9 protein-coding genes and 1 pseudogene are annotated in these 11,791 nt (G+C 60.4%); 8 read left to right on the forward strand and 2 right to left on the reverse strand.

The window, feature by feature from the left end; genetic code table 11:
- Nucleotides 1-374 precede the first annotated feature (374 nt).
- Nucleotides 375-644: a hypothetical protein gene (locus GNZ12_RS10530; protein WP_172310289.1), complete on the forward strand. Its 270-nt coding sequence runs from the start codon at nucleotides 375-377 to the stop codon at nucleotides 642-644.
- A gap of 329 nt (nucleotides 645-973) precedes the next feature.
- Here GNZ12_RS10530 and GNZ12_RS10535 read toward each other — a convergent pair.
- Nucleotides 974-1,249 (reverse strand): annotated as a pseudogene (locus tag GNZ12_RS10535) (LysR family transcriptional regulator); the annotation flags it as partial.
- A 143-nt stretch (nucleotides 1,250-1,392) separates the two neighbouring features.
- Here GNZ12_RS10535 and GNZ12_RS10540 point away from each other — a divergent pair.
- The 7 genes from GNZ12_RS10540 to GNZ12_RS10570 all read left to right on the forward strand — a co-directional run bounded on the left by GNZ12_RS10540 (nucleotide 1,393) and on the right by GNZ12_RS10570 (nucleotide 10,570).
- A complete protein-coding gene (locus GNZ12_RS10540; RefSeq protein WP_172310290.1) occupies nucleotides 1,393-2,559 on the forward strand; it encodes a mandelate racemase/muconate lactonizing enzyme family protein in 1,167 nt (388 codons plus the stop codon).
- Between the two features lie 164 nt (nucleotides 2,560-2,723).
- Complete coding sequence (gene dctA / locus GNZ12_RS10545) at nucleotides 2,724-4,097, forward strand: C4-dicarboxylate transporter DctA (protein ID WP_172310291.1); 1,374 nt, start codon at nucleotides 2,724-2,726, stop codon at nucleotides 4,095-4,097.
- 242 nt (nucleotides 4,098-4,339) lie between these two features.
- Nucleotides 4,340-5,230, forward strand: coding sequence for a LysR family transcriptional regulator (locus tag GNZ12_RS10550; RefSeq protein WP_172310292.1), 891 nt, complete (start codon nucleotides 4,340-4,342; stop codon nucleotides 5,228-5,230).
- A gap of 168 nt (nucleotides 5,231-5,398) precedes the next feature.
- Entirely contained in the window at nucleotides 5,399-6,565 is a 1,167-nt protein-coding gene (locus tag GNZ12_RS10555) for a CaiB/BaiF CoA transferase family protein (RefSeq protein WP_172310293.1), read from the forward strand.
- Nucleotides 6,562-7,326 (forward strand): enoyl-CoA hydratase, encoded by a 765-nt coding sequence (locus tag GNZ12_RS10560; protein WP_172310294.1) that lies wholly within the window; start codon nucleotides 6,562-6,564, stop codon nucleotides 7,324-7,326. The genes GNZ12_RS10555 and GNZ12_RS10560 overlap by 4 nt, the downstream gene beginning before the upstream one ends.
- Nucleotides 7,327-7,349: 23 nt before the next feature.
- Entirely contained in the window at nucleotides 7,350-8,666 is a 1,317-nt protein-coding gene (locus GNZ12_RS10565; protein ID WP_172310295.1) for an MFS transporter, read from the forward strand.
- 215 nt (nucleotides 8,667-8,881) lie between these two features.
- Nucleotides 8,882-10,570, forward strand: a complete 1,689-nt coding sequence (locus GNZ12_RS10570; protein ID WP_172310296.1) for a hypothetical protein — start codon at nucleotides 8,882-8,884, stop codon at nucleotides 10,568-10,570.
- Between the two features lie 93 nt (nucleotides 10,571-10,663).
- Here GNZ12_RS10570 and GNZ12_RS10575 read toward each other — a convergent pair whose 3' ends face one another.
- A complete protein-coding gene (locus GNZ12_RS10575; RefSeq protein ID WP_172310313.1) occupies nucleotides 10,664-11,686 on the reverse strand; it encodes an aldo/keto reductase in 1,023 nt (340 codons plus the stop codon).
- Between the last annotated feature and the right edge of the window lie 105 nt (nucleotides 11,687-11,791).

Below are 11,791 nucleotides of genomic sequence, written 5' to 3' on the forward strand. Positions count from 1 at the left end.
CTTTCTGAACAGTCTTTAGCAGCTTCAAATTATGTCGGGCAATCACTTGTCTTTACCCCTAAGGATGGTCAATTGGCGGAGATCAACCGCGTAACCTGACATAATCCGGAGGGTTAAATAATAGCGCAGGATCTGCGCCTCCAGTTCAACTTCGATGGTCATGGGTCACTTCCTGTGCAGTCAGTAGCAGTACGAACATCACGGAAGACCCGACGGCGTAGTGGCCCGATGCGCACGAAGGCCGGACAGACGCAGTGACAGAAATGACAATGCTCAGGCACAGATGGAGCGGTGGCGGGGACCGCTGCTCTTGCCGCCGACGTCGTCGAAGTCGGTGCCAGTAGAACATCGGTGGCAGGCACAGCGGAACCGTGATGCGTCACTTTATTCTGGCGGCTGCGATAGCGGCGCATCCGTTCGGCATGCGCAAAGCGGCCGTGACGACTGCGCTGATAGCGCTGGCCAGCTTCGCGCATGCTGGCTTGACGCGCGACCTCAGAGCAGTCGCCGTCGCAGTAGATCTGACCGCGGTCGCAACGGCGGCAAACGATGACCTGCGCCCGGCAGCGGGCGCACACAAACAGGCGGCCGGTGGCCGGCATCGGCAATCCCCGTCAATGCCGAAACGCTATCGACGGGACTAATGGACCGTGCCATACTGGACCGGCACCCGTGCCCCATGCGCGTGTGGGGCTCGACATCGGAGTGAACTTGGCGGTTTGAGCCGGTGTCGGGCCTGTTTCTTCGGCGGTATCCCTTCTTCTACCGCATCTCGACCTGAGCGTCACCACTTCCTGAAACGAGCCGCGTCGGGTGCGTCTGCACTCGCCCTACGGGCTCCTTCCGACGCACCCGGTACCGCTTCCTGCTCTTCGCGCCAACCATTCCCAAACCGCTCAGCAGAGCTGGACCATTCCGTATCTCTGACTGACGCCGCCGTTTAGTGTCGGTTTCTCACAGCCGTTCACACGTGGGGATCGGATCGAGCTCCGGATATCTCGTCTTCCATCTGCCGGACTTGTCCAACGATCAGCGTCGCGTAGCGCAGATAAGTCTCGCCTTCCGGCGTCAGGCTGACACTCCGTGTTGTCCTGTTGACTAACCGCGCCCCTAGCCTTTGTTCCATTAGCCCCAGGCGTTTGGTCGCTGCCGGTGGCGTGAGATCGAGCGCCCGCGCTGCTCCCGACAAGCTTTTGAGCCTGGCGAGGAGGATGAAAAATTCGAAATCGGACGCTGAGTCAGTTGTCACCTCAGTTGTTCACCTCAGTTGTTCTCTTAAAGTAAAAAATGAAATGAATCCAAGTGAATTCTAACGCCTCCTTTCGCGGATAAGCTAGTTTCCATTGCAGCCAGACACATGCAATATGTGCCCAAAATTCAGGAGACGCAGCCATGAGAATCGTTGAAATCCGCGAAAAGACCGTTCCAATCAACGCTTCGATCCGGAATGCCTACATCGACTTCAGCAAGATGACGCTGAGTCTCGTCGCCGTGGTGACGGATGTCATCCGGGATGGAAAGCCGGTTGTGGGTTACGGCTTCAATTCCAATGGCCGCTACGGCCAGGGCAAGCTGATGCGCGAGCGCTTCATTCCGCGGATCCTCGAAGCCGATCCCGCCACGCTCGCTAGCGATGCCGGCGACAACCTCGATCCGCACAAGATCTGGGCGACCATGTTTACGAACGAAAAGCCGGGCGGCCACGGCGAGCGCTCGGTCGCGATCGGCACGATCGACATGGCGATCTGGGATGCCGTGGCGAAGATCGAAGGCAAGCCGCTGTTCCAGTTGCTGGCCGACCGTTACGGTAACGGGCAGCACGACCGCAAGATCTTCGTGTACGCGGCGGGTGGCTACTACTACCCCGGCCAGGATCACGAGAAGCTGAAAGACGAAATGCGCAGCTATATCGATCGTGGCTACACAGTCGTGAAGAAGAAGATCGGCGGCGCTTCGCTCGACGAAGATCTGCGCCGCATCGACTCGATCCTGAGCGTGCTCGGTGACGGACAGAAACTTGCCGTCGATGCTAATGGCCGCTTCGACCTCGACACGGCGATCCAGTACGCGAAGGCACTCTCGCAATATGACCTGTTCTGGTACGAAGAACCGGGCGACCCGCTCGACTACGAATTGCAGGCAACGCTTCGCAACTACTACGACAAGCCGATGGCGACCGGCGAAGACCTGTTCTCGATGCAGGACGCCCGCAACCTGATTCGCTACGGCGGCATGCGCCCGGATCGCGACTGGTTGCAATTCGATTGCGCGTTGAGCTATGGCCTTGTCGAGTACCTGCGCACGCTCGACATGCTGCGTCAGCACGGCTGGTCGCCGAGCCGCTGCATTCCGCACGGCGGACACCAGATGTCGTTGAACATCGCGGCGGGCCTTGGCCTGGGTGGCAACGAATCGTATCCGGACCTGTTCCAGCCTTATGGCGGCTTCCCCGATGGCGTGAAGGTGGAAAACGGCTTCATCACGATGCCCGATCTGCCCGGCATCGGCTTCGAAGGAAAAGCCGATCTCTTTGCCGAGATGCAAAAGCTGGCCGCATAAGCCACCAACCGGCAAAACGCGCCGACAAAAGCGTCGGCGTAGCGTTCACAAAAATAGATAACGGGAACGCAGGCGAAATCGGTCCGTGCTCACCGCAGCGATAGATCCCGCTGCGGGTGCTCGCCCTGACTTTCATTAAAAGATGCCACGCATAGGAGACATTCATGCGGGTTTCAAAGATCGGAAAAGCTCTTTCCAGGCTCTACGTACAGGTTCTGATTGGCATTGTTGCCGGTGTCCTCGTCGGCCATTTCTACCCTGACATCGGCTCTCAACTCAAACCACTCGGCGACCTGTTTATCAAACTGATCCGGATGCTGCTTGCCCCGATCATTTTCGCATCCGTTGTGGTCGGTATCGCCCGCATGAACGACCTTCATGAGGCGGGTCGCGTTGGCGTCAAGGCGGTCGTTTACTTCGAAATCGCATCAACGATCGCGCTCGCTATTGGCCTTGTAGTCGTGAACGTTATCAAGCCGGGCAGTGGGATGAACATCGACCCCGCGCATATCGACGGTTCGGCCATTTCCACCTACGCCCATGCGGCACAACAGCACGGGATGCTTGAGTTCTTCATGAGCATCGTGCCGAACAGCATTGTCGGAGCATTTGCGAATGGAGACATCCTGCCAATCATCTTCTTTTCGCTTCTGTTCGCAATCGCGCTTGCCAGGCTGGGTCCTCGCACTGCGCCGTTCGTCGACATGCTCGACATGTTCCTTCAGGGCATGTTTGGTGTAGTGCGAATCGTGATGGTTGTCGCGCCCGTCGGGGCCTTTGGCGGCATGGCATTTACCATCGCGAAGTACGGAATTGGCACGCTGGCATCGTTCGGCCAGTTGATGCTGTGCCTTTACCTGACCTCGATTTTCTTCGTGGTCGTTGTGCTTGGTCTGGTGATGCGGATGACCGGGCTGTCGCTGTGGAAGTATCTCCGCTACATCAAGGACGAAATCTTCATTACCCTCGGTACTGCTTCGACTGAAGCGGTGCTCCCGCAGATGCTTTTCAAAATGGAGAAGCTAGGGTGTTCGCGGCCCGTAGTCGGGATGGTGTTGCCTACGGGCTATACCTTTAATGCCGATGGCACGGCAATCTACCTGACCATGGCCTCGATGTTCGTTGCGCAAGCGATGAATATCCACTTGACGATCTGGGACCAGTTGCTGCTCCTCGGCGTGCTGCTGCTGACATCCAAAGGGTCCGCGGGTGTGGCCGGAGCCGGATTCGTTGCGCTGGCTGCCACGCTGGCCTCGATGCACAAAATCCCTGTGTCTGGGCTGGTGCTACTGCTTGGCGTTGATCGCTTCCTCAACGAGGTTCGTGCAGTCACGAACCTGATCGGTAACGGGGTGGCGACCATTGTGGTGGCTCGATGGGAGGGGGCGCTCGATATGAACAAGGCCCACGCGATGCTCAACCGTACCGACACGAGCATCGATGCGTTGGAGTCCCCCGACGAGGCGCCGACAGATCCGACGCCTCCGAAAGACGCCATGATTCGGTCCCACACTCATTTGCAGGCGGGGCGACATTGACGCGTGAAATGGCCAAGGTCGCCCCGTTGCGCCTCTTCATACCGAGCCGACCTGCGGCCGTTTTAGCGTGACGATTCGATTTTCGGCCATCCCGCATTACAGATGGATGGCACCCACGCTGCAGGCAAGGCATTTCATCGCAGCCTTTATCATGAGTGAAATCGCGGCAGCGCCAGACGATCCTCCCCGTCCAGCGCACTGTCCCGCGCCACCATGCAGATCGATAAAGACTGGAGACCCGCGTGAAGTTCGACACAACCACCGTCCGTCTGATCCTCGCCATTGCTGAAGAAGGCAGCATCTCCCGCGCCGCCGACAAACTCAGCCTGGCGGTGGCGGCCGCGTCACGGCGCGTGTCGGACCTCGAAGCGCAACTCGGCGCCAAGCTGTTCCAGCGCGTACCGCACGGCGTCGAGATCACCGAATCGGGCGCCAAGCTGCTGGAATACGTCCGGCAGATCGACAACCTCATCGACCGCCTCCAAGGCGACGCGCAGGCGCTCAACCAGGGGCTCGATGGCCGCATTATCATCGGCGCGCCCAAGGCCGTCGTCATCCAGTTCCTGGCGCGCGAGATTGCCACCATTCAGCGCAAGTATCCCAGGATCTCCCTGAAGATCGTCGAGGAGAACAGCAAAATCGTGCAGCAACTGCTGCGCGACAAAGTGATCGACGTGGGTATCTATGAAAAGAAAAGCGGCTTCCTGAACCTCGCCAAGTCTCCGTACAAGGAGGACGAACTGGTGCTGGTGTATAGCCGCCCGCATTTTCAGTTTCCGGACGGCCCGGTCGGCATCGACGATATTCTCGATCTCCCCATCGTGAGCCTCGGCAAGGGCTCCGCGGTCCTGTCGGCCGTTCAACGCGCGTACCGCAGCCGCGGGCGGCAATTCGCCAACAATTTCACCGTCAGCGGCTTCGACACGATGCTGGCGATGGTGCGTCATGGCCTCGGCGTGGGCCTGATGCCGCCCGAGGTTCTGCGCAGTTTTCATCCCGAGGCATCGCTGGCGTCGGCAGCGCTCATCGGCGACTGGCATCAGCGCAACTACGTTTTATCCTGCGTCGAAGGCCACGCCCAGGCGCAGACCCTGCACAACGTGGTGGCCGAGCTTCTCGGCGGACCGGCCTAGTGTCGGGCCGGTAAGCGCGGGCCGGTTTCGCAACGCGCGAAACCAGACATGCTCCAGGCATTCTTGCGGCGGCCTGGTCTGTAGCGGACAGTGAGGACAGAAAACCTGCCGGCCATGCACAACATGGCTGAGCGGTTCGACTCACACCTTCTACAGAGAAAACTCGAGATGACGGAATCGAAGCATCTGCCGCTGCAAGGCATCCGCGTGCTGGACGTCAGCCAGGTCATGGCCGGCCCATTCGCCTGCATGCTGATGGCCGACATGGGCGCCGACGTGATCAAGGTCGAGCCGCCCGAAGGCGATCAGACCCGTGGTGCGATGGGCTTCAAGATGAAAGGGCCCGACAGCATGGGCTTCCTGAACATGAACCGCAACAAGCGCTCACTGACGCTGGACCTCAAGAGCGAGGAAGGTCGCGAGTTCTTCTACGAGCTCGCCAAGACCGCCGACGTGATCGTCGAAAACTACCGTCCGGGCGTGGTGCAACGACTGCGCATCGACTATGAGTCGATCAAGGCAATCAATCCGAAGATTGTCTACGTCAGCATCTCGGGTTTCGGACAAAGCGGACCATGGGCGTCGCGTCCAGGCTTCGACCTCATGGCCCAGGCCATGTCCGGCGTGATGAGCGTGACCGGCTACAAGGGGGGAAAGCCCGTCAAGGCCGGGGTGCCGGTGGCGGATATCGGCTGCGCGCTGTTCGCGGTTTACGGTCTGCTGTCGGCCTACATCGGCGCGCAGAAGACCGGCGAGGGTCAACACATCGACGCATCGCTATTCGATTCAGTCATGGCCTTCTCGATCTGGGACATGTCGGAATACTGGGGCACGGGCGTGCCGCCGACACCGCTCGGCACCAGCAACAAGATGAGTGCGCCCTACCAGGCTGTGAAAGCGCGTGACGGCTACTTCGTGATGGGGGCGACCAACCAGAAACTATGGACGAAACTGTGCGAACTGCTGGGGCGCCCGGACCTTGTCACGCACGCTGACTATGCCAGCGTATCGCTGCGCCTGAAGAATCGCGAGGCGCTGATCGAAGCCCTGGAGCAGGAGTTCGCGAGGCGCGATAGCGACGACTGGGTCGACGCAATGCTCGCCGCCGGCATTCCGGCCGGCCCGATCCTGTCCTATCCCGAAGCGTTCGAAAGCGAGCACGCCACGCACCGCCGCATGTGCATGGAGATCGACCACCCGAACGAAGGCAAGGTCAAAAACATCGGTTTCCCCGTGAAGATGTTGGGCACGCCGCAGACGGTGCGTCGTCATCCGCCGCTGCTGGGCGAGCATAACGAGGAGATCTTTGCCGAGATCAACGGGACGGCGCCATGAGCGATCTCGTCAGACTCACGCTCCATCCATCCGGCGTGGCGGAGATCGTGATCAACCGCCCTGAGCGGCATAACGCGATGACGCTGAACATGTACGAGTCGCTGCTTGCACTCGTCGCCGAGTGTGAACAGAACACCAGCGTGCGCTGCATTCTTTTTAGAGGCGCGGGCGGCAAGTCTTTCATTTCCGGCACCGATATCGCGTATTTCAAGGACTTTCGCGATGGCCGCGATGGCGTGACCTACGAGGCCTTCGTCGAGCGCGTCATCGACACGATCGAACGCATTGCGGTCCCCACGGTCGCGGTAATCGACGGGTGGGCCGTGGGCGGCGGCCTCGCGCTGACAACGGCGTGCGATTTCCGAGTCTGCAGCGACGGCTCGCGCTTTGGCGCGCCGATCGCGAAGACGCTCTCCAACACGCTGTCGTCGCGCAACCTCGCGCGCTTGCAAGCCGCGCTCGGCGTACCACGGGTCAAGAGGATGTTGCTGCTCGCCGAATACGTCACGGCGCAAGAGGCACTGGCGTGCGGCTATGTCTATGAGGTGTGCTCGCAGAGTGCGTTGGAAGAAGCCGCGCACTCGCTCGCGCAACGGCTCGTTGCACTTTCGCTGGTCACGCAGCAGGCCGTGAAGGAAAGCCTGCGCCGCATCGTGGTTGAACAGCGGCTCGATGACGAAGATCTGATCGAAGCGGTGTACGGCAGCGACAACTTCAAGAACGCCGTGGCCTCCTTTACCTCGGGCGCGTCGAAAAAATAACAACGAACACAGTGGAGTGAGACATGAAACGATTACAGCCTAAGGCGACCACGCTAGTCCTGCTGATGTTGTGCCTGATGTACTTCATCACGTACGTCGACCGCGTCAACATCAGCACCGCCGCTGGGCAATTCAAGTCCGAGCTCGGACTCAGCAACACGCAACTCGGCTTCATCTTCTCGGCTTTCGCGTATCCGTACGTGCTGTTCCAGTTCATCGGCGGCTGGGTCAGTGACCGCTTCGGGGCCAAGCGCACGTTGATTTTCTGTGCCCTTATCTGGGCGGTGGCGACCACGCTGACGGGTCTCGCAGGCGGCTTCGCGACACTTGTCGCGGCGCGACTGCTGCTGGGTTTGGGCGAAGGCGCCACCTTCCCCGCCTCCACGAGCGCGATGGCGTCGTGGGTGAGAAAGGACAAGCGCGGCATGGCCCAGGGCATCACGCACTCCTCGGCGCGGCTCGGCAACGCTGTGGCGCCGATGCTGGTGTTGGCGCTGATGACGGCGTTCAACTGGCGATTCTCGTTTTACCTGCTCGGCGCGCTGAGTTTCGGCTGGCTGGTGCTGTGGTACGTGACGTACACCGAGAAGCCGGCGGATCATCCGCGCATCACGCCTGAAGAGATCAGCAGCCTGCCGCCGCCGACGGTACGTCCGGTGGAAATACCGGGGACATGGGCACGTCTTTATCGCCGCTTGCTGCCGGTCTCCGGCGTCTACTTCTGCTACAACTGGATCCTCTGGCTGATGCTGGACTGGATGCCGCTTTACTTCATGCATAGCTTCCATCTGAACATCAAGAAGGCGGTCATTTTCACCTCAGGGGTGTTCGTCGCGGGGGTGTTCGGCGATCTGGCCGGCGGCCTGATCAGTGATCGACTGCTTCGACGTACCGGCAATCTGAAGCTCGCGCGCAGCTACCTGGTCGCGTTCTGCATGACCATGACCGGGCTGTCACTGATCCCGGTGGTGCTGATACACGATCCGATGTATTCGCTGATCTTCCTCGCGGCGGCGATGTTCTTCAACGAAATGAATATCGGACCTATGTGGGCGATTCCGATGGACATTGCTTATGACCGCTCGGGCACAGCGAGCGGCATCATGAGCGGCACCGGCTTTACCGCCGCGATCGTCAGTCCGGTTGTGGCCGGTTATCTGATCGACCGCCTGGGGAACTGGAATGTCACCTTCCTGCTCTCCATCGGCGTGATGGCCTGCGGCGTACTGATGACGTTCATCATGAACCCGGATGCGCCATTCGTCGTCAAGCTGAAGCACGCAATGTCGTCGGAACATGCAGTCCGGGACACTGCGTTTCCGCTGGCCGACAAAAACTAAAAACCTGCAACAACCGTCCATGCCAGGACGGCAAACGCATACGGGTCTTCGCTTCTCAACTGCTCTCGGGAATGGGAAGCGAATGCGCGGATCCGCAATGGGGGTTTGCACCGAAGTCGCCGCCACTAATCCTTCATCAAGCGTTGTTACGGTAACCGGGTTGTACGTGCTAGTCCGTCTGAAAGAACTTCCACCTCCATACCCGGAAACGACAGATGAAAACGACTCCCGTCCGCAAAGCAACACGCCGCCCGTCATGCCCCCGACCGGCTTCCACGGTAGCACTGGTGCTCTGCGCCGCCGCCCTCAACGCACATGCCGAGCAGCCCGATTTCCGCGGTGACAGCCGCTTTGAGCCAGGCTTACTCGTTGTAAGTCGAAGCGTGTATGACAACCAGTCGAGCAACGTACAGGTTGGCGCGGTCTTACCGCCGAATTGCGGGAGCACGAAGGGGACCTGTGGAGCGGCCACTGGCGCGCCGAACGATGGCACCTATCCGTACGTATGGAACAACGACGGCTATGACGGCAGCTTCGGCATCACTTCGCGGATCTTTCTCGATCAGATTACGCCGTCAGGCCAGTGGGTAAGCTCGCTCGAAGTGCCCAACAGTTTGCAGAAGACGTCGCGACATGACCAGCTCGTGACCAGCTTCAGCTCCAAATCGGAGCTCGGCCTGCACCTTTCGCTCGACGGCCAGTATCTGACTTTCATGGGCTATGTGGCGCCGGTCAATGCGTTGGACGTCTCCAATTCGAACACGCCAGGCGCCGTCGACCTCACTAATCCGGTGGGGGAGAGCTACTATCGGGCAGTCGCTCGCGTCGACCGCGATGGCCACTTGCGCGTCACCGAGACGAACGCGTATAGCGGAAACAACGGACGTTCGGCGATTCTGAACAACCGCAATGGCGAAGATTTTTTCTACACGTCCGGCAACGCGGGTAACGGTGCCAACCCCCAACCGGCTGGGGTGATCCTCGGTGCCGGCGCACAATTCATCGACCCGGCGAAACAGCATGAAGCACAGCAGGACCCCGGAACGCCGACGCCGCTCGCCAGCTTTTCGGTCTCTGAACTTGGCGGGTCAGCGGACAAGATCGGCAAGGACGATAACTTCCGGGGCATGACAATCTTCAACAACGTCCTCTACTTTACGAAGGGCAGTGGCAGCAATGGCGTGAACACGGTGTACTTCGTGGATACCACTGGCAATGCCTGCCCGTCAGGCGTGGGCGTGCCTGCCGCCAATGCGGCGCTGCCCAGCAAGCCGCTTTCTTACGACCCGGCCACAGTCCAAACCAACGGACTACCCAGCAATATGTGCGTGCTGGCCGGCTTTCCGTCGACGCCCAACAAGACCGCGACTGCGCTCTCCTATCCGTTTGGCCTCTGGTTCGCCAATGCTACGACGCTTTATGTGGCGGACGAGGGCGATGGCTACACGGGTGGCGCCGATCTTTACACGCACGCAGCCGCGCAGACTGGCGCGGGTCTGCAAAAGTGGGTGTACAACGCCGGTGCGAAGAAGTGGACGCTCGCCTACACCTTGCAGGCTGGTCTGAACCTGGGCCAGCAATACACGGTGCCCGGGTACCCGACCGGCTCCAATACGGCAACTGGACTGCCATGGGCACCGGCGACCGATGGGCTGCGCAACCTGACCGGCCGCGTCGAACATGACGGCACAGTCACGCTCTGGGCCATGACCTCGACCGTCAGCGGCAACGGTGATGTTGGCGCGGATCCGAACCAGCTGGTTGCCATTCGCGACCTGCGCGCGAATACGAGTGCGACCGGTGCCGCCCGCGAGAAATTCGTCACGTTGCGAAGCGCGGGATTTGGTGAGGTCTTGCGTGGCGTCTCGTTCACGCCGGGTACTGAACAGGACCACCGTTTCTGACGCGCTGACAACAAGGTGAAAACGGGGTGAAGCCACGCCACAGCGCATTCAACAGTGCGTGGCTCACCCGGTTTGCACGACCCCGTCAAGGCATCAGGCAGCGTGGCCTTGACTTCCGTGTTCGCTGTCGAGATGCGCCATCTGCGCCGCTGCGTAACGTTCACCTGCGGCGGCCCCATGCGGCACTGCTTGCGCGATCGCGGCCAGATCCTCCGCGCTGAGCGTCACATCAACCGCACCGAGAGCTTCGGCAAGACGATCGCGCCGGCGCGCGCCAACGAGCGGCACGATATCGCTGCCTTGGGCCGCAACCCAGGCAATCGCGATCTGCGCAACCGAGACGCCTTTTGCATCGGCCACCTTGCGCAACGCATCCACGAGCGCGAGATTGTGATCGACGTTGTCCCCCTGAAAGCGCGGACTCATGGCGCGAAAATCGCCTTTCCCCGCTGACTCCTTGCTCCAGTGGCCGCTGATCAAACCGCGGGATAGCACGCCGTACGCGGTCACGCCAATCCCGAGCTCGCGGCACGTCGGCAATATCTCGTCTTCAAGGCCGCGCGAAATCAGCGAGTACTCGATCTGCAAATCACTCACCGGATGCACCGCCGCCGCACGACGGAGGGTCGTCGCGCCCACTTCGGACAAGCCGACGGACCGCACATAGCCGGCTTTGATCATGTCGGCAATCGCCCCGACCGTGTCTTCGATCGGCACAGTGGAATCGAGCCGCGCAGGACGGTAGATGTCGATATGATCGACGCCCAGGCGCTGCAGCGAATACGCGAGGAAATTTTTGACCGCCGCGGGACGTGCATCGTTGAGCGACCAGCCGCCTGCGGGGTCGCGCATGGCCCCGAATTTCACGCTGATGATCGCCGCGTCGCGGCGTGACGGCGGCGCGCTTCTCAGGGCCTCGCCGATCAGGATTTCGTTGTGGCCGGAGCCGTAGAAATCGCCGGTATCGAGCAACGTAATGCCGGCTTCGAGCGCGGCGTGGATCGTGGCAATGCTTTCGGCGCGGTCGGACGGACCGTACATGCCTGACATCCCCATGCAGCCAAGACCGATGGCGGAGCTTAGCGGACCCGTCTTACCCAGTTGAAGTTGCTTCATCATGTTCCTCGGTAGGTGCGCCGCAAGAAAGGCGCTTGACCTGAAGTATCGGCCGATTTCCAGCGTGCGATAATCCCTCTCAATCTGGATGACCCGTGCGGGAAA

The sequence above is a fragment of the Paraburkholderia solitsugae genome, from assembly GCF_013177695.1.
GTDB lineage: Bacteria > Pseudomonadota > Gammaproteobacteria > Burkholderiales > Burkholderiaceae > Paraburkholderia > Paraburkholderia solitsugae.

Coding starts and splice junctions, on each gene's coding strand:
- GNZ12_RS10530 (WP_172310289.1), top strand. CDS start 375: ATGCGTCACTTTATTCTGGCGGCTGCGATAGCGGCGCATCCGTTCGGC.
- GNZ12_RS10540 (WP_172310290.1), top strand. CDS start 1,393: ATGAGAATCGTTGAAATCCGCGAAAAGACCGTTCCAATCAACGCTTCG.
- dctA (WP_172310291.1), top strand. CDS start 2,724: ATGCGGGTTTCAAAGATCGGAAAAGCTCTTTCCAGGCTCTACGTACAG.
- GNZ12_RS10555 (WP_172310293.1), top strand. CDS start 5,399: ATGACGGAATCGAAGCATCTGCCGCTGCAAGGCATCCGCGTGCTGGAC.
- GNZ12_RS10560 (WP_172310294.1), top strand. CDS start 6,562: ATGAGCGATCTCGTCAGACTCACGCTCCATCCATCCGGCGTGGCGGAG.
- GNZ12_RS10565 (WP_172310295.1), top strand. CDS start 7,350: ATGAAACGATTACAGCCTAAGGCGACCACGCTAGTCCTGCTGATGTTG.
- GNZ12_RS10570 (WP_172310296.1), top strand. CDS start 8,882: ATGAAAACGACTCCCGTCCGCAAAGCAACACGCCGCCCGTCATGCCCC.
- GNZ12_RS10575 (WP_172310313.1), bottom strand. CDS start 11,686: ATGAAGCAACTTCAACTGGGTAAGACGGGTCCGCTAAGCTCCGCCATC.